Genomic DNA, 20,265 nt, shown 5'->3' with positions numbered 1-20,265 from the left:
GCCGAATTTGTCGTGAATATGCCGCGACCGAGTGGTCGATACGTTCTCTCGCTTCTCTCCGACGGTCGACGCACGCTTCAGCTATCGGGGCGAGGATTTGGTTCAGACACTGGAGCGGGTGTGCCGGCAGATCGCTCATCTGGCAGCGATCCGCGTCGATAACGGTAGCGAATTCATCTCCCGTGACCTTGATCTGTGAGCCTACCTAACCTTTAGGCATTTGACGGCTGGGCGGTATGGGAAAGGTCCTCGATAAGCCCAACTTCAATCAGTTTCAGGACGATGGGATAGATATCCCAAATCGCCACGCCGATCTTATTCGACACCTCCAAAAGCGATGTTCTGCCGTCGAGCTGAGAGATAACGTTCATCATCAGCCTGACGGTTGCGCCTGAAGTCTTTGTGGAAATGGTGGGATAGAGGCCCCGCTTTCCAAGCTGCGGCTCGCCGAGAACATTGATCTTGTAATGACGGTCCTGTTCCACAGCTAAAATTGCGCCTTGAACGACTCGAATAGCCCCCCCAAGGCCAGCCGGTGAAATAAGATCTAGATTGTCGAGTGACGTGTGATATTCCGGATAAGCGCCGTATTTGGAACGCATAATTGAGGCAACTGGCAAATCGATACCGGGAGCGCAATATTGCCGTTCGTCACTGCCACGGTCCCACCAAGAATAGCGCTCAAACTCGCCAGCGACATGCTCTAAGGCGTGGAGTGCCGCGCGATCGGCTAGCGTATTGCCGTCCCTCGACGGCAGGAAGGAATAGGCGCGGTCATCGCCCGCGCAGGTGATGTTGAACCCGGCGCGCACTCGTTCTTTCATAACCCCCATATTGCGACTGAGATAGCAAATAGAACCAATCGTTTCAGGGATGAATATGACGCGAAATGAATAGGGAAGCCTATCTCGCGAGATCAGCCATTTGACAATCTCGGTTGCAACAACTGGACCAGAAAGTTCATTGTTTGCCATGGAAGGATGACAAATATAGGTGGATAGGAAAAGTTCTTCGGTACTATCACCGGCTATGAGAATTTCGCCATAGTTCAGGCTGCCGGGCGCGAGCGTAGAGTCAATCAGAACCCGATATTGTCCAGGTTTCAACGACAAGCGCTGATGATGACTGAGACAAAATCCCCATCGGCGGGAATAATAGGACGTAATATAGGGTATAGCATCCGGCTGGTCTGGAAGCGAATAAAGATGCGCTTGCAGATCGTCCAAGGACAATTCGCAGTTCACCGGCTCCGAATATCCCATCAGGTGGAGATTGTTGGCCTTGAAATCGACGATACGATTGCCTTCCGAATCTTCGATGTAGGCCTCTCGAACTTCCCATTCGTCCGGTACGACCCAATCGAAGACCCGGGTGCCCGAAGGAACTGCATGAGTCGTCAATCCAGGCATTTCCCGCTTCAATATCGCAAGCGTTTGCCTCACGCCGGGTCCAGTAATCGACCGGTTGATCGGAAATAGCTCGCAAGCCAGATCGTAGGCAGCTTGGCCTGACTCGCACGCCGCGCCGGAATTCATTGGTTCAGCTATCCTCTCAAGCCAACCACCACGCGCGCCATCACCCATTTCTCATTCCCCCAAACAAGAACCTGACGTAGTCCTCCGCAGACATCACCACGCCAAGAATCCTCAAATCTCTCCACGAGGAAAACTCGTCTCAGTCTCGTACCAACGAAGATGCTGTTCCGCCAACATGTGATAATAGGCCGGATCGACGCAGGACCTGATTTGCCCGATGACAAAATCGGTATCGCCGACTTGCAAATACTCAGCATCGAGGGCGGTATAGTCAACAACAGGAAACTCCCGAACAATCAAGCCGGGGATGCCGCGCCCGATCCCTTCCAAGAGCGCGGTCGAGCCCAGCGAGATGGTTGAGAATATCATGTTTGGGAGGTCCAGCTCCTTTGTCGTCTGCTCGGTGAAGCGAAAGCGATGGCCGATCGGGAAAAACTGTTCAAGCCAGTCGGCCTCTTCCCAGTAAGCCTTCGGCTTAACAAGAACCTGAAATTTGTCCGGCAACTCGCCGAGTGCTCCGAAAAATTTCCGCAACGCTGCTTTGTGCGCACGACAATCCAGCGTCGGCATTCGGTTGAGCCGGTGCGCGCCAGCAAAAACTACTATGTGAACGGGCTCGTCCGACGCGTAGGAGCGTGCGCTGGAGGCCTCAGAGAGCATGAAACTCGAGTCGATATTTACGATTTCAGGGGTGAGCACTCTAGACCACATCCGCTTGGCGCTCGCCGTAACAGCAGTCACACCGGCTAATGCATCGTGTTTTTGAAAGGGAACATGACCAGCATTGGAAGAGTGCGGCCACAAACGGATATCTCCGCCAGCGGCGGCCACGGCATGGCTCATAAGCGCGCCTTCGAGAAATAAATGATCGCAGACATGGGCCTCGCGAGCCTTGGAGGCAGCTACGGCTTTATTGGCATTCTCCCACGCCGCCTTCGACAGCCCTCCAACAAATGTCAGAAAGGCATCAGTGAGTTTGGGAAGTGGATTGGAGGGAGCGACGATTGAAAATGCCTTGCAGGCTGAGACAATATCGAACGACACATTGATGGAAGGCGGGTTGTCAACTTCGCTCCATAGATGGATATCCGCTGCCGCTGCCGATGCCGGGTCACGCACGGTCCCGACGAGAGCAGCCCGCCCAATCGTACAACGCACCTTGTCGGGATCACGCATTCCATCCGGCTCGAAAACCTTTTCGAACGTTGTCGTGGGGATTTTGGCGTCCACGCGCGAGTGCCACCAGGCGGAGTTTGCGACAAAATTCAGTTCGCCTTTTCCGCCGGAAAACCGGTTCGACAGCTCTTGAGACCTTGCAAGCAGAAAACTTCTAGCACCGCGCCGCCTCAGCTCCGCGACCAAAATGAAGGGCTCAAGTTCATTGTATGACCAGTGATTGAGACACGTTACCTGCCCGCAGTCGATGGGGACAATAATAAGGTTCTCGCCAAACTTCTTATGAAGAAACCGTGCTAGATGACGCATCGGCAAGATAACACTGATCTCGGTCCAAACAGCAAAAAGCCACGCAGCCTCTAGGGCCGCAGCCTCGGTCGGTGAATTTGGTGCCATTACCCGAGCGAGACGTCGACATATCCTGCCCGATAACGCCAGTGACAGCCGTATACATTTGGAAAGATCAAAGGCGCCAAGAGGGTAGTCGCCGTCGTCGTTCAATATATCAATAGCCTTCCTATCTACAACCACAGACGAATTAAGCAAACACTCATAGAATCGCGCATTATTTGTAATTATAATATCCGAAAAAGACGTATTATTTAGGTGACGATCAAAGTTTCGACGCCGGAAAAAGTCAGCTATCATAGATAAACTGGCAATCATATTCTTCTCATCTTCCCTAACGGCGCAATCGCCCGGCATTGCAACTTTTGTAAAAGCCAACGTTGCCGATAAGGCTTCTTGTAAGCGTTCAGCGTAGCCGTTCCTCGACAATGCATGTTTTGCTTTGGCACCGACTAATCGTCTCCTAGTCGCCTTGTCCCATTAGGCTAGATCAAACCTTTCGCTGTGCACAAAAGACGTGCCAATGATAGGGCAATCCAAACCACTCCATGTCGAGATCAGCATGGCAGAAGTTTTCAAATTTCGGTTCAAAAGACTCGACCAGATCGGCACGGTCTTCGATACAGCGCATGATTTCGCCATTGCGCATACCGAAGTAGTCGTTCGCAATGATTCGATAGCCGGTTGCGTCACTCGCCCTCGAATCTTGAAAAATGAAGTTGGTTTTCTTTGGAAGAGAAGCAACGATCCAGCCGCCGGGTTTTAAGACCCTGGCCATCTCCGCGACGTGGGCACCAAACCTCGGGCCGCTAAATGACATGTAGTAGCAGCTGTTCCATGTCAGTAGACGGTCGAAAAACGAATCCTCGTATGGCAGGGAACCCGCATGACCGGCGCGGATGTCTACTTTCATGTCGTAGGCTTCCATCCGTCTGCGTACCGTACTGCAAATTGTCTCGGTAACCTCCACTGCGCAGACATTGAAGCCTAGTCCGCTTAGGAATGGAAGATGTCTGCCGTCGCCGCAGCCCATATCCAAAATGGAAAGGTTTGCGTGATCGCGCGGCATCGTAAGCGCAGGAAACGTCCCCTTGAATATCCTTATAACGCCTTCCGCGGGGTAAGCGATCTGACTATCGCCCGAATAAAGCTCACCCCAGGCCTTTTTTGAATCATAGCCCATTCCAACCCCCATTCATATGAATCTCGTGCGACTGACCAGTCGCTGCAGCCTCACGTGTCCAGCATCGACGCCATAATTTTCAATCGACCAGCCTCTCGTGCCGAGCGGTCAATATATAAGGATTCCTCTCGAGCAACTCGCCGAGAAAATCGCGTGCCTTTCGACATGATTGCGCAACAATCTGTCCGCGTCCAAGCGGCACTAACTTTGACAGGCCGGCGGCGACCGATGCATTGTGATAATGTTCAAATTTTGGAACGGCATTTGGATCGGCAAGTGAGCGGCCAGTGTAGACAATTTTCGCAGCGCGCGGCCTACCATGGTCGATAATCGTTCCCATCATCGGAATATCTGAGCGATAGGCGACGCCCAGCTCCCGTTCCACCCAATGCAGATAGGTAGAGCCGCTATCGAGATTCAGATTGCATATAGTGGCATCGGCCTCGTACAGCCGTGCCCAGATACTCCGGGAGCCAAAGCAAATCGGGTCAATATCGCGAGTTAGACTGTCAGCTAAACCACCGAGAGCCACAACAGAAAGCATCGGGTCCGCGGAACGGCACCCCATTCCATTTGCGATTAGCCAATTGCCCAGCCCAGAGGTCGTTGAAACGCTATTCTGAAGATCGAAAATGCCATCCTGTTTATCGGAGCTGAACGAATAGGTAAAAACAGGCAAAACAAGGGTCCCGTCCGGTCCAAGAACGGACTTAAACGCGGCAAGCATAATATCGATAAGCTCGGACATATTCACGGCGTCAGCTACCGGGCCGAAAAACGCTATATTGGCATGGCTGAAAACAGTCATTCCTGCGGTCAGCCCCGCAGACCGCAGGGCTTCAATAATATTGCCCTTGGTAATCATGCTGCGCTTTTCAAGCTCTCAACGACCTCGGCCAAACCTCGAATAGTTTGAAGGCGTCGATCCTGAAACGCCTCGGGCGTAAATGTGAAGCCGAATTGCGCCTCCGCTTCGAGTAATAAATTCATGAGCGCCATGGAATCGAGACGCCCCGAGGTAAAGAGATTTTCGCCGAGCTTTGCTTCTTTAACGAGCCCAGAAAAGCTCGGATCGATTTGCTCAACGAAGGTACATGCCCATTCGGTCAGATCTGCCACTGTTGGAACCCTTGCTATTCGACAATGGCAATAGCACGCACGGGGGCGCCATCGCCTTCTTCAATCTTGAGCGGCAATGCCGATAAGATGAAGTCTTTGGTAGGAATTTGAGACAAATTGACGAGATATTCAAGAATGGCGACTCCTGCTCCCAACAGGATCGTATGATTGGGAGAGTCTCGGTCGCTTCCGCGGCCGTTGCGCGGGTCATCGGGCATAGGTGCGTCGAAGCCCACCAGACGAATGCCGTTTTCGACTATCCACTCGCAGGCCTCTTCGCTCAGATAGGGGTGGTCGGTGTAATACCTCAGGCTATCGAGACGCCGCTCCCAATCATAGCGAAACAGAATACGCGATGGGAAATCCCCTCCGATACGCTCAACAAGCATTTCCCGGGTGATTTCGGTTTTGTCAGGAAGATGAGTGAAGTCCATCACCCGAGCCGGGCCATAGTAGATATCGAGGTCGGTATTTTCGATCGTCGTGCCCTTGGGCACAAAGTGACGGGGCGCATCTACATGCGTGCCAGTGTGCGTTCCCAAAGTGATCTTGCGCGTTTCCCGCCCTTCGACTTCGAAACGTCCCAATTGGGTAATTTCCACAACAGGGTGCCAGTGTACGGGAAAAGTCATTATACCCTCCCGCAGAGTCATCGTCAGGTCAATAATCATGTGATCGGCTCCACCAACTCAATAACCGGTCCATGCTGAGACCGGACAAGCGTTATTTTCAAAGATCTATTGTTCACCATAAGCGCGAAGGACTCGCTGCGCTCCCCCAGCGCGGATAGCATGGGATGATGAGGATGCCCGGAGCCCCGCACGACAAGCGCGATGCACGGGCTGCCCGCCGCGTCCAGAGGTGAGCGCAATATCCAGTTCGGATGATCGCAGTACTCTATGGGCACAAGCCTGGCCTGCAGGGTTGGAATTGGACTCAACAACGACCACAGGCCGGATGCCGCGTCGGGACGAAATCGCAGCGACGAAAGAATCTCTTTTGACGCATCAACATTGAGGCTCGGCATAAGACATGCGAAAAGGCCGGATGCTCCACCTGCGCTGAACCAGACGAAGATGAGCATAAGCTCCGGGTCATAAAAGACTTCAAGCGGAGCATTCAGCGTAACCTCTAGTCGCTTCCAAGCCTCCTGCGTCAGCGGTAAGCAGTCAGGGCTAAGAGTTTGCCATCCCGCAAGAGGCTCGGGGGACTGAAAAACCGGAATGAGGTCTGCTGATTGCTTTCCCCCTGTGTGCCCATGGTCCAGAAGTTCAATGGTCATCCCGCCCGGAGCGCCAAGTGAGCGGATATGATGCCTTCGCTGGTAACGCTCGAGGAACGCGGACTTCGTCGGGTGGTTTTCGAGATCGGGTTCGTCAAACCGCATCGTATATCCAAGCGTGGCAAGACGCGAGGTAGAACGCTCAATATCCTGGGTATTCAGTGCGATGTGGCTAAGGCCCAGGATAAGCATCTCAAATCGTCTCCTCGGCAAGCATCTCCCGGAGGTCCTTCCGCCGAATCTTTCCCGTTGGCCCTATCGGAAAGGTCGTGACATAGGCGATGCCGTCTATTTGTATCCTACCGCCTCTTTCACGCATCAGCCTCTGGGCTTTGACAAGAATATCTGCCCCTTGCGGGCGCTGTACCTCCTCCAAGACGAGAATGACTTTCTGACCGAGTATCGCGTCGGCCAGTCCGATCAAGCAGAAAGATCGCTGGCCAAAGAGAGGCGATAGATAAGCTTCTGCCTCAAAAGGATTCACATTGACGCCGCCACGCAATATCACATCGTCGCTGCGTCCAAGGATCGAAAGGCGGTTGTCGTCGTAGCTGGCGATGTCGCTTGTCACGAACGGTTGTTGCGAAGGTTTGACCCTGCCATCTTCGAGGTAGCCTAAGAATGCGTAGGGCGTTGTGATGGCAAGGGTTCCAGAATCGCTGGTCGCAATTTCAATTCCCTCCAGAGGGCAACCGACAGTACCAAAGCACGGCGATTCCGCGTCGTCGACCGAAACATACAAAAGCTCTGAGAGCCCATAGGATTGAAGCGGAGCAAGTCCGTAATTTGCTTCAAATGTTTCGGCGTCGGACTTGAGCATCGCACCCGTACCGACGAAAAGCCTCCGGAATGCTTTGGGTAGTTGCTTGTCTCCACGATCCAACTTTGTCGCCAGCGACAACATGGTCGGAGAGAGCCACAAAGCCGATACTTCGTTTTCCGCCACGGTTCGCCAAAATTTAAGGGCAGTCCCCGTAGAAAATGCGGAATCTATTACGACCGCCGCGCCAACTTGAAGCGGCGCAAGAATGCCATTGAATATCCCCGCCATGTAATACACAGGCATGACATTCAAGAAGCGATCCTTATTCGTTATGCTGGTCTGCTTGTTGAAGGCGTCCGCGCAAGTGAGGAAACTCTCCGCGGCATGGACGATTCCCTTGGGTGCGCCAGTCGATCCGCTGGTGAATGTGACTGTGAAAGGGGTTCCTGGTTTAACATCCACTGGCACTTTCTCGACCGCCGGCAGATCATCCAGGCACCAGGCCTCGGTGCTGCATACGGTCTTCCCCGTGGCATTCACTGTGAATTTCGCCTCGGCCAAACGAGCAGCATTCTCGATGTCGGCAGCGCTTGCATCGGCCGGCTGCAAGCACAGCGTAATGCCGTGACGCATTGCAGCCAGCAGCAGTAAGGCAGCTTCAAGAGTATTATCCACTATGGCGACTACACGGTCTCCGGGGTGGATACCCATTTGCCCCAACAGCGATGCCAGCCGATCCAATATCGGAACGATTTCCGTCCCCGCGACTTCACGTCGCCGATCGCCAGAAATATCGATAAGAATTGCGTATTCTAGCTCGCGAAAGCGCTCGAAATAGCGGTTTATCAGTTTCGACATTGCCGACTCAGAGATTTTCCTGCTCGTGCCCGTAATATTGGCTGAGGGTAAAATGATGTCTTGTCGCGCTATGGCCCTTCAATTCGATGGCTTTTTGCTCCACCAAGGCATCAGGCGCCTCCGACTGGTTCTCCTGGCAGACCGCGATGATCAGGAGACGCGGATCTACGTCATATTTGAGAGCATACCGTCTAACCACGTGCATATAGCTTGAATGAAATCCGGAATAACCGCACACCAGATCGACGCTGTCATGACCCACTTGTGTTAAAAGCGGCCGCACATACTCTTCAGCCGCATCAAGCAGACGCATGAGATTGAGATTTACCAATTTGCCTTCACGATGCATTAGGGCCACGAAATGCTCTGTCATCGTGTTTCCGGTGCAGCGGCCCATCCCCTGTAGCGACGCGTCTACCAATTCGGCGCCGCAGGCTTCGGCTTCCAGCGCATTTGCCACCGCCAAGCCTAAATTGTTATGGCCATGGAAGCCGAATGGCAAATCCTTAATCCGCTCACAGTACTGCCGGACAGTTTTTGGAACCATACTGCCTGCGGAATCAACAATATAGACATAGTCTGCTCCCGCAGCAACGACATAGCGCGCAGCCTCTTCGAAGACAATCGGCGGCCTTGAATATGATTTCATAAAGTTGACGCAGGCGACAATACCGGCTGCCTTGGCTTTTTCGATAAAGGGGACCGCCTTTTTATAGGCATCTATTGAGACGCCAAAACGCAAGAATCCCATTTTAAAATCAATACAGGCATCAAGGTGTTCAAGATCGCATATGCCAGGGATCGCAAACATCCCCCATTTAGCGTCACTTACCGCTCCGGATGCAGCCGCCATGTACGTCTCATCGGTCTCCTTGGCTTCACCTTGCCCCTTATTGGAGGCATTGAGACCAACACCATGTCCAACTTCGATAAAGTCAACACCTGCTTCATCAAGTTCCAGACATATGTCCGCCGTTTGCTTGCGATCAAAACCGAAATTGATCACATACGATCCATCACGCAGGGTTGTATCCAGTAATTTCATTGAGGCCTTCTCAGACAACCGATGCCAGCGGCTTGGACAGCTTTGGAGTCACTACATACGTCCTTCACATTGACGGGATCAAGCATTTAACATTGAGTCTCCCCTTCTTTGGGTCTTCCGAGCCGAATTCTTGCGGTTATGGGCGCGCTCGGCGAAGCCCCGCCGAAGAGCCTTTCATCCGCACAATCGGCATTTGAATAGCCCTCTAACACTCAGCAAGGGATGTGTGCTTACGGCACGCCAAGCTGCGTAGCTGGTGCTCGGCAACGCCATCCGGGCCGATCAATTCGTTAATTCGTTAAACAATGCATGACATGAACGGCTGGCGCCGGGTACCTATTTAACCCCAAAGCACGCTCGCCCGCTGAATTGGCAAAGCGTTCTTGTCGCTACAAGCGCATTTCATTGCCCGCGCGCGTTGGAGATTTTTTCATTCGTTTGCGGCCCACCAATTCAGGTCGAGGTCTTACCAGCAAAGAGCGAGATGAGCGCTGCCCTGGAAGCCTCCGAGGCAAAATCACTTGCGGCGTTGCGTTCGACCTTCGACGGAGTAAAGCCTGGCGATTATGATGCTATCTTTGAAAGACTGAGGGAATCACACCCCTTCTACAATGGGGCGGTCTATCCTAGGGTCTAGTGGAATGTTAATGGCGAGTCCCGCTTGCATTGGCGGCCAAACCGAAGGGACGGACCACTGTGTTGATACTTCGTAAGGCAACAATCTCCGACGCGAAGGCGCTTTTCGATTGGCGAAACGACCCTGCCACACGAGCGGCTAGCATCTCCACCGGAGAGATCGAGTATGATTCTCATGTGGCGTGGCTCACGGCTACGCTCAGCAATACCGCTAGGAGCCTCCTTGTTGCGGAGGAAGATGGAATCCCGGTCGGAACCGTCAGGGTAGACCGCGAGCCGAATGGAACCGCAGAGCTATCTTGGACGGTTGCCCCTGATGCTCGCGGGCGAGGATTGGCGAAACGCATGGTTCAGATGGCCGCTGAAGAAACAGCCCCTACACACACAGTCCGCGCTAAAGTAAAGGCCGACAACATAGCCTCTGCGAAAGTTGCTGTTGCTGCCGGGATGGTCCTTTTCAAGAGAGACGGCGACGTACTGTACTTCTCCCGATAATCGTCAAAGTTTCGAGGCAGCGAGGAAAAAACGTCGATCTGCTCGGGCGTGAAGTCCATGTCAGCGAAGCCGGTTTCCATCATCGGGGACGACCTTACGAAGGAGCGGATTACAATCGACCCGTTCGGCCGATCAGGCCATGATAGATTCCGAGAAGCATCATCTTCGAATGGTGCCACCTCTTAACCCCAAATACACTGAAAAAGACGAACTGACGGAAAATGCGCAAAGCCAATATAAAGCGCCATGCCCAGCCGATCCATCGCCGCCGGAAGAGCCAGACAGCATTGCGAACCGCATAATAGTGCCTCAAAGGGCTATGAACCGGGACGCTGCGGCCGTTGAAATCAATCCATTCGTCCCCCATCGAATGTTCCATGAAGGCATCATTCACGCCAAATAAGCCAAAACCCTTTTCCTTGGCACGCAGGCCCCACTCGATATCGACATAATCAATGAATAGCCCTTCCTCCATATGACCAACACTCTTGAAGACGGCGACGGGAATAAGAGAACCTGAGGCAATCAGAAAATCGGCACTGCTTGTTTCCTCTTGCTCCGACCTGGGACGCCTCTTAAGCTTCAGCCCTTGTCGATATACAAAAGGCGCCGTTTCGCCTTGGCGGCGGTCGAGATAGCTCGGTCCCACTGCCGCAACCGCAATCCCCCTTTCCTTCAAGCCCTCGAGAGCGGTTATGAGTTGCCGAACCATTCCGGCGGCAGGCACGCTATCTTGATCCAACAGCAGGATATATTCAGAACCCCGCACCTCGGCTCGGCGGATCGCAACATTTTGCGCGTAGGCGATACCGCAATTCTCGCCCAGACAGATGACCTCGATATTGAAGTCGTACACGAACGAAGGAAGCTTCGTCCCGTCGCCATTATCGACCAGACATATATCATCAACTTGGGTGCGGACGCTCTCTATAAGCGGATACAGCGCTTCGGGATCAGGCTGATATGTGACGATAACTGCGACCGTCCGAGGCTTATCCGTCAAAGCCGATTCAGCTATCAACAAGGGCATATCCTCGACTGGTTTTTCAATCTTGCGGTCACTGCGCAGGCCATTGCATTGCGGAATGCAAAAGCATGCCGCCAGCCATGCTTCATATTATCGGCAGGACCAAAAGAGTATCGGAATTTTGCGGTGCGCAGAATCTTTCACGGCTCACAAAACTGAACGGCAATCCGCCGCATCGGCATAGGAATAGCGGTTGCATAGGCGAATATGTTGACGCTAATAAGAGACGGTATGGCTATCACATCCGTTTGTCACAGTGCACCTGCCGCCAGTGCTGAGATTGATGGAGCGGCCCAGTTGTTGCAGCGTAAGCCTGTCAGGAAGGGCGAAATGTTTACCAACGTCAATCTGCGATCGATCCGCCCCGGCTTCGGCATGAAAGCGAAGCGTTTCGATGCCTTGCTCGGCCGGCGTGCCGCGCGCGACATCGCTTTCGTGAAGTCCCTTGACGCCTCAATGATTGAGGGTGGGTTCGAGGCTTGAACGAGGGCTCGAACGCCGTTTGTATCATTCCGGCCCGCGGTGGCAGCAAGCGCATTCCTCGGAAGAATATTCGTCCTTTCCGCGGTCGCTCGATGCTTCTCTGGTCGGTTGAGGCTGCTTTGATGTCCGGCGCTTTCGACTCGATCCTTGTTTCGACCGACGACGACGAGATCGCGGACGTCGCCCGCGCGGCGGGAGCTGAAGTGCCCTTCCTGCGGTCGGCTCGTACGTCCAACGACTACGCAACGACCGCCGACGTCCTGGAAGAGGTACTCGGGCAACTCGGCAAAATTGGGCACAACTACACACTGGGCTGCTGCCTTTATCCGACTGCGCCGTTTGTGCAGGGCGGAGACCTGGCCAACGGACGGGCACGCCTCGAGGACAGCAATTTCGACGTCGTGATGCCGATCGCAGCCTTTTCCTACCCGATCTGGCGATCGCTGGCGCGGGACGCGGCAGGAAGGGTGCTTTTGAATTTCCCAGAAAACCTCAATGTCCGTAGCCAGGATTTGCCGACGGCTTACCATGACGTAGGTCAGTGGTACTGGTTCCGAACTGCGGCCTTCCTGCGCACTCACGAGCTTATGGGCAGCAACACCGGGTCGATCGTGGTACCGGCGGACCGCATGCAGGATATCGACACCGAGGAAGATTGGGCGATTGCCGAATATAAACACGAGAGGCTCTTCGGATAACTGCGCCCGCCTCCTCCCTGTTCTCCAATCGTCGCGGCATCCACGAGCCTTGCAATTATAACCGTAAAATTATGGGCTTTGCCTGCTGCTCTATGCGATCGGGCAAAGCCGCTGACTTCGTACCTGGTAACAGAACAATTCGCGTCACCACCCATCGTGTGCTTCCGCGGTCCCGGCACAGAGCCCGCTTTGCCGAAGCTGGGGTCGCTGTCATCGTCCTGAACACCGAGTTGCGTTGACGAATATGCATGGGTAATTATGAGAGCAAAACTCTAAGGATCGCAGATGACGCAACATGAGATCTCTATTGCTGGTCGCCGCATCGGGGATGATCAGCCGCCGTTTATCATTGCCGAGCTTTCTGCCAACCATCTGGGAGATATCGGCCGCGCGTTGAAGTCGATCGATGTGGCGGCCGAATGTGGCGCAGATGCAGTGAAATTCCAGACTTATACTCCCGACACACTTACCATTGACGTTGACAATGAATATTTCCGAATAAGCGGCGGCCTCTGGGATGGGCGCACGTTATACGATCTCTACGGAGAGGCGTTCACTCCATATGAATGGCACGCCGAACTGTTTTCACATGCTAGAAGTAAAGGCATCATCCCGCTATCGACGCCTTTCGATGAAACCGCGATCGAGCTTCTCGAAGGCCTTGACGCTCCGGCCTACAAGATTGCCTCATTCGAAGTCATCGACCTGCCATTGGTGGCTGCGGTCGCGAGACGTGGAAAACCCATGATCATTTCGACGGGCATGGCCGATCTCGCAGAAATCCAGGCAGCCGTGCAGACTGCACGAGACAACGGGGCTTCCGAAATTATTCTATTGCACTGCACAAGCGCTTATCCCGCTCCGTTCACCGATGCGAGACTGCGAACTATCCCGCACATGAAAGAAGCATTCCAGGTAATCGGCGGGTTGTCGGATCATACTCCCGGTACCGCCGCAGCTGTCGCCAGCGTTGCCCTTGGCGCCCGCGTCATTGAGAAACACTTCACGTTGTCACGAGATGACGGTGGGCCGGATTCTTCTTTCTCGCTGGAGCCCGATGAACTCGTCAGACTTGTTTCTGACTGCCGCAGTGCGTGGGAGGCCCTTGGTTCAGTTAGCTACAACCTCTCCAAAAGTGAACGCGGAAGTCAGATATTCCGCCGGTCATTATTCGTAGTGCAAGACGTTAAGGCCGGTGAAGCAATCACCCACGCTCACGTTCGTTCGATCCGCCCGGGATACGGTATGCCGCCGAAGCATCTTCCAGACGTCATCGGTAGAAAGGCTGCACACGACCTTAGCCGAGGTCAGCCGCTGACGTGGAAGGATTTGGATTAGCGATTTGTTCAAGGTCGGCCGTAAGAGCGGAGAAGTGATACGACGGCCATAAGACGATTCCCGATCTTGACGAGCTTCCTGCAGTGCTGAGCGAACATTTTGGAGAAACTTAGATCCTCACGGGAAGTCTCCCTTCGAGACCAAGGCTAGCCCTTTTCCCGGGAGGCCTGCTTCCTTCGAAACCGAAGATAAGAAGCGGACGTCTACAACCTATTCAGGAGAGCGAGAATGGGAAGAAATTTTGTTTGAAGCGTGCTTTGGCGCCTTATCCCGGTTCGCTTAAGCACCGACAATCTCTCAAAGGGCCAACTACCGTTACGAGCCCGCTGAAAAGCATGGAAAACTGCGCGATTTTCGGGAGTAAGGCGATCCTCGAAGGTCTTGACCGCCTCTTCGTGAGCAGTGTTCCACGCACGCCATTGCCCCCGGAAGGCCATCCACAACCTGGCGACTTGCATTGAGATGCTGTTGTTGGCGCCGACCAGGTTGGCGGCGTGCTGACGGTATTTCAACACGGGCTCGGAGTCATATCGGACAATCCCGCCGCTGCCCGCGACAACAATATAGAACCACCAGTCATGGGAAATGAGACGTGTTTTCGGCAATGTGCTGACCACAAGATCCCGCGCCGCCTGGTTGAACATCATGGTGTTGCCTCCACCGATGCTCTGGACCAAGGCGTTGCGAAAACTCGGTTCGAGTTTGAAATCGGGCGACATTCCTGCATGATTGAGCTGTTCATCGACAATTTCAGTCCGAGCGAAATAAACTGCCGGTGCGCCAGGGTCGATCCGCGAGAGCCAGTCAAACGCACGTTCGAGTTTGTCCTGATACCAAATGTCATCCTGGTCGCAAAACGCATAAGCGTCAGCGTTTTTGAGCTTCGAAAGGTTGTTGAGGAAGTTACCGCAAAAGCCGAGATTGACGGGATTTCGTATCAAGCTGAAACGAGCATCATTTTCGGCCAGAGCTTCGAGCATTTCGACGGTACCATCCGTTGAGCCGTCGTCGAAGAACGTGACATGCCAGTCGGTGAGCGTCTGCGCCTCAATGGATGCAATCTGCTCCCGAAGATGGCGCACACCATTATAGGTCGCGCAAAGAATCTCTATCAACCGAACATCTCCGAATTTTCAACAGGCGGCGGCGCGCGCTCGCTAGCAATTGGCACGGCCCGCGATGTGACACCAGAAGGACCTATAGCCTTTTGCCACCCCTCCCATCCAGTTCATACAGCGGGCACCGGGCGATTTGTCGATCGGTTGTTTCATCACACATGGATCGAAACCCCATCCGGCAAATGCCTGTGCCGGCGTGCGCCATAAAGCATGATCGTCATCTCTGCCAAGCGCCAACTGAAATTCAAAGGATGTCGGGCGTGAATTCTCCCTGGCTGCAGCCGTTATGCCACTTCAAAGCACCTTGCGATCTCGGATGGAGGCGCCCGGCACCGGGGCCTCCCACGCGTCCCGATTGATGTCAGCCCGTCATGAGACACCAGATGCTCGACATAACTGCGCATGAAGGCTTTTTAACCGGCATGGAACCACAATTTAAAGCCAGAAGCCAATACATTGCCGCAGCTTCAATCGTTTGCTCCGGCGTTTCACGCATCCGGCGGCAGAACTGGATTCTCATCTTGCCGTCCAAGCCTCGCCAAGGTATGTGCTCAGCAGCACAATTGGCTATATTGCCCGAGTTTGGCGCTGTCACAATCCAGCGATCGAGCCTAATGCAAGGATGTATGCGTTGAATCTAGAACAACTGGAGATCGGGGACGTCAAAAAGATCACTCCCGCCAGATTCGGTGACTCGAGGGGCTATTTTAGCGAAGTCTTCAAAGATTCCTGGTTTCGCACTGAGGTGGCCGACGTCTCGTTCGTGCAGGATAATGAGTCCCTTTCAGCGCAACCGGGAACCGTCCGGGGATTACATTTTCAGCTGTCTCCCTTTGCGCAAGGCAAACTTGTGCGCTGTCTCCGTGGCGCGCTCCTGGATGTGGCCGTCGATATCAGACATGGCTCTCCGACATATGGGAAGTGGGTCTCCGCAGAACTGTCCCCTGAGAATGGCTCACAACTTTGGGTGCCAGCCGGATTTGCGCATGGGTTCGTAACTTTGCAGCCTGATACGATCATAAGCTACAAAGTCACAGCTCCTTACAGCGCAGAGCATGACCGTGGCGTGCGGTGGAACGACGCCGAGATCGGGATCGAGTGGCCGCGGATGGATGCCTACGTTCTTTCTGATAAGGACAGTAAGCAGCCGCTGCTTTCCGAACTCCCCACATATTTTCAATATTCGTGAAACGGAGGGCCTCATGCGTGTTCTTGTGACGGGTGGCGCTGGCTTCATCGGTTCGGCATTGGTGCGCTATCTCATGAGCGAGATCGGCGCCGACGTCCTCAATATCGACAAGCTGACCTATGCCGGCAATCTCGCCTCGCTGAAAGCGATCGAGAATGCTCCGAACTACAGGTTTCTCAAGGCCGACATTTGCGACAGAAGTGCGGTCAGCAGCGCTTTCGAGGAGTTTCGTCCCGATTACGTCATGCATCTGGCGGCGGAAAGTCACGTCGACCGCTCGATCACCGGCGCGGCGGACTTTATTGAAACAAATATAAACGGCACCTTCAGCATGCTAGAGGCCGCGCGGCAATATTGGCAAGGTCTTCAGGCGGACGAAAAGGCGGCATTCAAGATGCTGCACGTGTCTACAGACGAAGTCTATGGTTCCCTCGGCGAAGACGGGCTGTTTGCCGAGACGACGCCTTACGACCCGTCCTCTCCCTACTCCGCGTCCAAGGCGGCCAGCGATCACCTCGCAACGGCGTGGGAGAGGACTTACGGCCTGCCCGTGATCATTTCCAACTGTTCGAACAATTACGGTCCTTTTCATTTCCCGGAAAAGCTTATTCCTCTCATCATATTAAATGCGCTGGAACGGAAGCCATTGCCCGTCTATGGGAGTGGCTCGAATATTCGAGATTGGCTCTATGTCGACGACCACGCACGAGCGCTTTGGCTGATCGTGCAACGAGGCCGTCCCGGCGAAAAATACAATGTCGGCGGGCGCAACGAGCGGCGAAACATCGAGGTTGTCGAGCGTGTCTGCGCGATCATGGACGACGTCCGACCAGGAACCGCGCCGCATAGCGATCTTATAAGCTATGTTGCCGATCGGCCGGGCCACGATGCACGTTATGCTATCGATGCGACCAAGCTCGAGACCGAACTCGGCTGGAAAGCACTGGAGAATTTCGACAGCGGTATTCGCAAGACCGTTGAGTGGTATCTGGAAAATGCTTGGTGGTGGCAGCCGCTGCGTGAGCGTGTGTATTCCGGTGAACGCCTTGGCGTGTTGAAAAAGGTGTGAGATGCGCATCGCGGTAACAGGCAAGAGCGGCCAGGTCACGTCTGCGTTGCAAGCGCTGAACGCTGGGGATATCGAGGTCATCGCCATCGGCAGGCCCGAGCTGGATTTGCTCGAGCCTTCGATGGTGCGTGAAACCATTGCGAAGCTCAAACCCGACGTCGTCGTCTCGTCGGCAGCTTACACTGCCGTTGACAAAGCCGAAAGCGATCAGGCGGCGGCTTTCGCCATCAATCGAGACGGCGCAAGAGCCATCGCTGTCGCAGCTACCGAGCTGTCCCTTCCCGTCATCCATCTCTCGACCGATTATGTGTTCGACGGAGACAAGCCCGAACGCTATGTTGAGAGCGACCCGGTCGGACCGGTATCCGTCTATGGCAGATCGAAGCTCGAGGGCGAATATGCGGTCGCCGCAGCCAATGAAAACCATGTCATCCTGCGGACAGCCTGGGTCTATTCAACGTTTGGCCACAACTTTGTGAAAACCATGCTCAGGCTTGCGGAGACGCGGGAAGAGTTGAGCGTTGTCAGCGATCAACTGGGTTGCCCGACCTCCGCCAACGACATCGCTGAGGCTATCGTCAAAATAGCTGACAGGCTAGCAAAGGATTCCAGCCCGGACTTGCGGGGCGTTTTTCATTTGGCCGGCAGCGGCGAAACGAGCTGGGCCGGGTTTGCACGTTTTATACTCTCAGTTCTCGAGGAAAAGGCCGGCAGGCGTGTCACCGTCAGGGACATTGCGACCGCCGACTACCCCACAGCCGCGAAACGGCCCGCCAATTCCCGATTGTGCTGCGATAAGCTGAAGCGCCTTTATGGGGTCAGCATGCCGGAGTGGGAGGTATCAACGCGAGCTGCTGTGACAACGCTCTTGGAAGAGCCGAAGGAGGCCGTATGAAAGGTATTGTGCTTGCAGGGGGCAGCGGCAGTCGCCTGCACCCGATGACTCATTCGGTCTCGAAGCAGTTGCTTCCGATCTATGACAAGCCGATGATCTACTACCCGCTGACTACCTTGATGCTGGCTGGCATACGGGAAGTTCTGATCATCTCCACGCCGCACGATATGCCGCTCTTTCAACGTTTGCTGGGCGATGGCAGCGATTGGGGCATGTCTCTGAGCTATGCTGTCCAGCCGAGCCCCGATGGCCTGGCCCAAGCCTATATCATCGGCGCAGACTTCGTGGCGGGCGGACCATCCTGTCTCATCCTTGGAGACAATATCTACTTCGGCCACGGGCTGCCCGAGCTGCTTGAAGAGGGTGTATCGAAGGATGATGGCGCGACGGTATTTGCCTATCACGTGCACGATCCCGAACGTTACGGTGTCGTTGAATTCGGCAGCGATATGACTGCAATTTCAATCGAAGAAAAGCCGGCGAAGCCGAAATCGCACTGGGCTGTCACCGGCCTTTATTTTTACGATGCCGACGTCGTTGATATCGCAGCCAATCTGAAGCCTTCGGCGCGCGGCGAATACGAGATTACCGATGTCAACAAGACATATCTGGAGCGGGGGAAGCTGCGGGTCTCGATGATGGGCCGGGGATACGCCTGGCTTGACACTGGCACGCCCGAAAGCCTGCTCGAGGCCGGCGAGTTTGTCCGCACGCTTGAAAAACGCCAGGGCTTCAAAATCGCTTGCCCGGAGGAAATTGCGCTGGCCAAAGACTTCATCACGAAGGAGCACTTCGCCCAGATTGCCGCCAAAGCAGGCAAAGGCGATTACGGCCAATACTTGCGTGGTCTGGTGGATTAGATAGCTGCGATCCAGCGAATTAAAAGCATCTCGCGCGGAAAGTGCGCAGCAGTTGTCTAATCGCATTGCCGTAGTCAAGGTTATTTTGTCATTGGCTCCGTTTTTTGAGAACGCGCAGTGCGCCATATTCGCTTGTTTGCGGTGATGTTTTCTTCAAAGCTGTCCAGCGCCGGGCGCAGGGTTGTCTGCGCGGTCGACGCTTGGTCGCCGCATAATGGGTCTACGCAGGCAGGACCTTCCTATGTTTTGCGCGCAGACTCGACGAGTTGCAGCCGCTGTAACGGAATGATCCGGCCCACGCCCGCAGGCCGAGACGCTCAGTGCCTCAAATCAGGTTTGACGCGCTGAGGGAATAAGGCTGATACTTCGCTTATGCCGGTAAGCATCCGGTCAGTACCGCATCTGGCCCTGATGGTGTGCAGGCTCAGAGGTCTGGCTGGAAGCCGCGGCAGCTCTTGCAGCCTTGTCACAACGCTGAGCAAGTCCTGGGTATGAGAGCCCATATGCTCAGTCGCGATCTTAAAGAGATACTGCGCGATGGCATCAACTGAGGCAGTTTGGTTGGCCAGCATGCCAGAGACGGTATCGGCATAGGCATCATATTCGTCCTGCGCTTCAAGAATGTCCGACACCCCGATGGGTCCCACTCGGTGAGCAATATTTTCCGAATGATAGCTCGGTTGGCTTTGCGATCCATCGTTGATCCTATGCCGCAACGGCTGCTGTTTGCGTCGGTGTCCAGCCCCACGGCAGCAATTGCTCCAGCCTGCTGATCGGCGTGTCCGCAATGTTGACGAGGACGTCGGCAAGCCAGGCCTGCGGATCGATGTCGTTGAGCCTGGCGGTCATGATCAGCGTGCCCATGAAGGCAGCACGATCGGCGCCACGATCCGAACCGGCGAAGAGCCACGACTTTGGCCGCTCGATGATATTGGAGTCGATCTCGATCCGGTCGTCGTCGATGAAACGGGGCAAGCCTTCCCAGCGTGCGGCCTGTCGCTTTGCCCCGAAGCCGTCTCGCTTCCGGGCATTAACGCGCCGTGCTCCTGCAATATGATGGGCAAATCGCTCGCCGAGATCTCGCCGCCCGAAACAAGCCCGATGGCGCCATACATCGTCCATTCTGATGCGGGCAGCAAGGCGCCGGA

The 20,265-nt window shown here is 54.5% G+C and carries 22 protein-coding genes and 1 pseudogene; 10 read left to right on the top strand and 13 right to left on the bottom strand.

The window, feature by feature from the left end:
- Positions 1-31 precede the first annotated feature (31 nt).
- Positions 32-196, top strand: a pseudogene (locus tag OLZ32_RS09360) (IS3 family transposase); the annotation flags it as partial.
- A 16-nt stretch (positions 197-212) separates the two neighbouring features.
- Here OLZ32_RS09360 and OLZ32_RS09355 read toward each other — a convergent pair.
- The 9 genes from OLZ32_RS09355 to OLZ32_RS09315 form a co-directional block, all read right to left on the bottom strand.
- Complete coding sequence (locus tag OLZ32_RS09355; RefSeq protein WP_264420692.1) at positions 213-1,583, bottom strand: DUF4910 domain-containing protein; 1,371 nt, start codon at positions 1,581-1,583, stop codon at positions 213-215.
- A gap of 63 nt (positions 1,584-1,646) precedes the next feature.
- The gene (locus OLZ32_RS09350; protein WP_264420690.1) at positions 1,647-3,488 is read right to left on the bottom strand and encodes a hypothetical protein; all 1,842 of its coding nucleotides are present in this window, start codon (positions 3,486-3,488) and stop codon (positions 1,647-1,649) included.
- A gap of 61 nt (positions 3,489-3,549) precedes the next feature.
- A complete protein-coding gene (locus OLZ32_RS09345) occupies positions 3,550-4,242 on the bottom strand; it encodes a class I SAM-dependent methyltransferase (protein ID WP_264420688.1) in 693 nt (230 codons plus the stop codon).
- Between the two features lie 79 nt (positions 4,243-4,321).
- On the bottom strand, positions 4,322-5,107 hold the full coding sequence (locus tag OLZ32_RS09340; RefSeq protein ID WP_264420685.1) for an AAC(3) family N-acetyltransferase: 786 nt from the start codon (positions 5,105-5,107) through the stop codon (positions 4,322-4,324).
- Complete coding sequence (locus OLZ32_RS09335) at positions 5,104-5,361, bottom strand: acyl carrier protein (protein WP_264420683.1); 258 nt, start codon at positions 5,359-5,361, stop codon at positions 5,104-5,106. The genes OLZ32_RS09340 and OLZ32_RS09335 overlap by 4 nt, the downstream gene beginning before the upstream one ends.
- Before the next feature lie 14 nt (positions 5,362-5,375).
- Entirely contained in the window at positions 5,376-6,032 is a 657-nt protein-coding gene (locus tag OLZ32_RS09330) for a cyclase family protein (protein ID WP_264420681.1), read from the bottom strand.
- Positions 6,029-6,835, bottom strand: coding sequence for a hypothetical protein (locus tag OLZ32_RS09325; RefSeq protein ID WP_264420679.1), 807 nt, complete (start codon positions 6,833-6,835; stop codon positions 6,029-6,031). The genes OLZ32_RS09330 and OLZ32_RS09325 overlap by 4 nt, the downstream gene beginning before the upstream one ends.
- Before the next feature lies 1 nt (position 6,836).
- Positions 6,837-8,264, bottom strand: a complete 1,428-nt coding sequence (locus tag OLZ32_RS09320) for a class I adenylate-forming enzyme family protein (RefSeq protein WP_264420677.1) — start codon at positions 8,262-8,264, stop codon at positions 6,837-6,839.
- Between the two features lie 7 nt (positions 8,265-8,271).
- The gene (locus OLZ32_RS09315; RefSeq protein WP_264420675.1) at positions 8,272-9,309 is read right to left on the bottom strand and encodes a 4-hydroxy-2-oxovalerate aldolase; all 1,038 of its coding nucleotides are present in this window, start codon (positions 9,307-9,309) and stop codon (positions 8,272-8,274) included.
- 696 nt (positions 9,310-10,005) lie between these two features.
- Here OLZ32_RS09315 and OLZ32_RS09310 point away from each other — a divergent pair.
- Complete coding sequence (locus OLZ32_RS09310) at positions 10,006-10,440, top strand: GNAT family N-acetyltransferase (RefSeq protein WP_264420673.1); 435 nt, start codon at positions 10,006-10,008, stop codon at positions 10,438-10,440.
- A 109-nt stretch (positions 10,441-10,549) separates the two neighbouring features.
- On the opposite strand, the gene OLZ32_RS09305 is transcribed toward OLZ32_RS09310, so the two are convergent.
- A complete protein-coding gene (locus tag OLZ32_RS09305; RefSeq protein ID WP_264420671.1) occupies positions 10,550-11,464 on the bottom strand; it encodes a glycosyltransferase family 2 protein in 915 nt (304 codons plus the stop codon).
- 234 nt (positions 11,465-11,698) lie between these two features.
- Here OLZ32_RS09305 and OLZ32_RS09300 point away from each other — a divergent pair, with 234 nt between their 5' ends.
- The 3 genes from OLZ32_RS09300 to pseI all read left to right on the top strand — a co-directional run bounded on the left by OLZ32_RS09300 (position 11,699) and on the right by pseI (position 13,986).
- Positions 11,699-11,950 carry an SAF domain-containing protein gene (locus tag OLZ32_RS09300; RefSeq protein ID WP_264420669.1) on the top strand — a complete coding sequence of 84 codons (252 nt, stop codon included), beginning with the start codon at positions 11,699-11,701 and terminating at the stop codon, positions 11,948-11,950.
- A complete protein-coding gene (gene pseF / locus OLZ32_RS09295; protein ID WP_264420667.1) occupies positions 11,947-12,648 on the top strand; it encodes a pseudaminic acid cytidylyltransferase in 702 nt (233 codons plus the stop codon). Before OLZ32_RS09300 ends, pseF begins: the two co-directional genes overlap by 4 nt.
- A 285-nt stretch (positions 12,649-12,933) precedes the next feature.
- Positions 12,934-13,986 (top strand): pseudaminic acid synthase, encoded by a 1,053-nt coding sequence (pseI, locus tag OLZ32_RS09290; RefSeq protein WP_264420665.1) that lies wholly within the window; start codon positions 12,934-12,936, stop codon positions 13,984-13,986.
- 203 nt (positions 13,987-14,189) lie between these two features.
- On the opposite strand, the gene OLZ32_RS09285 is transcribed toward pseI, so the two are convergent.
- The gene (locus OLZ32_RS09285) at positions 14,190-15,101 is read right to left on the bottom strand and encodes a glycosyltransferase family 2 protein (protein ID WP_264420662.1); all 912 of its coding nucleotides are present in this window, start codon (positions 15,099-15,101) and stop codon (positions 14,190-14,192) included.
- A 386-nt stretch (positions 15,102-15,487) separates the two neighbouring features.
- Between OLZ32_RS09285 and OLZ32_RS09280 the strand changes: the two genes are divergently transcribed.
- The 5 genes from OLZ32_RS09280 to rfbA are packed head-to-tail and all read left to right on the top strand — an operon-like array spanning position 15,488 to position 19,117.
- A complete protein-coding gene (locus tag OLZ32_RS09280) occupies positions 15,488-15,739 on the top strand; it encodes a hypothetical protein (RefSeq protein ID WP_264420661.1) in 252 nt (83 codons plus the stop codon).
- Complete coding sequence (gene rfbC / locus OLZ32_RS09275) at positions 15,727-16,293, top strand: dTDP-4-dehydrorhamnose 3,5-epimerase (RefSeq protein ID WP_264420659.1); 567 nt, start codon at positions 15,727-15,729, stop codon at positions 16,291-16,293. The genes OLZ32_RS09280 and rfbC overlap by 13 nt, the downstream gene beginning before the upstream one ends.
- Positions 16,294-16,306: 13 nt before the next feature.
- The gene (gene rfbB, locus OLZ32_RS09270) at positions 16,307-17,362 is read left to right on the top strand and encodes a dTDP-glucose 4,6-dehydratase (protein WP_264420657.1); all 1,056 of its coding nucleotides are present in this window, start codon (positions 16,307-16,309) and stop codon (positions 17,360-17,362) included.
- A gap of 1 nt (position 17,363) precedes the next feature.
- On the top strand, positions 17,364-18,257 hold the full coding sequence (gene rfbD, locus OLZ32_RS09265) for a dTDP-4-dehydrorhamnose reductase (RefSeq protein WP_264420655.1): 894 nt from the start codon (positions 17,364-17,366) through the stop codon (positions 18,255-18,257).
- Complete coding sequence (rfbA, locus tag OLZ32_RS09260) at positions 18,254-19,117, top strand: glucose-1-phosphate thymidylyltransferase RfbA (protein WP_264420653.1); 864 nt, start codon at positions 18,254-18,256, stop codon at positions 19,115-19,117. Before rfbD ends, rfbA begins: the two co-directional genes overlap by 4 nt.
- Positions 19,118-19,434: 317 nt before the next feature.
- Here the strand turns inward: rfbA and OLZ32_RS09255 are convergent, their stop codons facing one another.
- Complete coding sequence (locus tag OLZ32_RS09255) at positions 19,435-19,749, bottom strand: hypothetical protein (protein WP_264420651.1); 315 nt, start codon at positions 19,747-19,749, stop codon at positions 19,435-19,437.
- 73 nt (positions 19,750-19,822) lie between these two features.
- Positions 19,823-20,265, bottom strand: a 443-nt coding sequence (locus tag OLZ32_RS09250) for a transposase domain-containing protein (RefSeq protein WP_264420649.1), incomplete at its 5' end; no start/stop codon positions are given.

The organism is Rhizobium acaciae (assembly GCF_025941625.1).
In the GTDB taxonomy this organism is placed as follows: domain Bacteria; phylum Pseudomonadota; class Alphaproteobacteria; order Rhizobiales; family Rhizobiaceae; genus Rhizobium; species Rhizobium acaciae.
The sequence above is the reverse complement of the archived record's forward strand: the minus strand, read 5'-3'. Positions and strand labels throughout refer to the sequence as shown.

Excerpts from the sequence above, each read along its gene's own strand:
- OLZ32_RS09355 (WP_264420692.1), bottom strand. The coding sequence starts at position 1,583 with ATGGGTGATGGCGCGCGTGGTGGTTGGCTTGAGAGGATAGCTGAACCA.
- OLZ32_RS09280 (WP_264420661.1), top strand. The coding sequence starts at position 15,488 with ATGCTCGACATAACTGCGCATGAAGGCTTTTTAACCGGCATGGAACCA.
- rfbB (WP_264420657.1), top strand. The coding sequence starts at position 16,307 with ATGCGTGTTCTTGTGACGGGTGGCGCTGGCTTCATCGGTTCGGCATTG.
- OLZ32_RS09325 (WP_264420679.1), bottom strand. The coding sequence starts at position 6,835 with ATGCTTATCCTGGGCCTTAGCCACATCGCACTGAATACCCAGGATATT.
- rfbD (WP_264420655.1), top strand. The coding sequence starts at position 17,364 with ATGCGCATCGCGGTAACAGGCAAGAGCGGCCAGGTCACGTCTGCGTTG.
- OLZ32_RS09345 (WP_264420688.1), bottom strand. The coding sequence starts at position 4,242 with ATGGGCTATGATTCAAAAAAGGCCTGGGGTGAGCTTTATTCGGGCGAT.
- OLZ32_RS09340 (WP_264420685.1), bottom strand. The coding sequence starts at position 5,107 with ATGATTACCAAGGGCAATATTATTGAAGCCCTGCGGTCTGCGGGGCTG.
- rfbA (WP_264420653.1), top strand. The coding sequence starts at position 18,254 with ATGAAAGGTATTGTGCTTGCAGGGGGCAGCGGCAGTCGCCTGCACCCG.
- OLZ32_RS09300 (WP_264420669.1), top strand. The coding sequence starts at position 11,699 with ATGGCTATCACATCCGTTTGTCACAGTGCACCTGCCGCCAGTGCTGAG.
- OLZ32_RS09315 (WP_264420675.1), bottom strand. The coding sequence starts at position 9,309 with ATGAAATTACTGGATACAACCCTGCGTGATGGATCGTATGTGATCAAT.
- OLZ32_RS09330 (WP_264420681.1), bottom strand. The coding sequence starts at position 6,032 with ATGATTATTGACCTGACGATGACTCTGCGGGAGGGTATAATGACTTTT.
- OLZ32_RS09320 (WP_264420677.1), bottom strand. The coding sequence starts at position 8,264 with ATGTCGAAACTGATAAACCGCTATTTCGAGCGCTTTCGCGAGCTAGAA.
- rfbC (WP_264420659.1), top strand. The coding sequence starts at position 15,727 with ATGTATGCGTTGAATCTAGAACAACTGGAGATCGGGGACGTCAAAAAG.
- pseI (WP_264420665.1), top strand. The coding sequence starts at position 12,934 with ATGACGCAACATGAGATCTCTATTGCTGGTCGCCGCATCGGGGATGAT.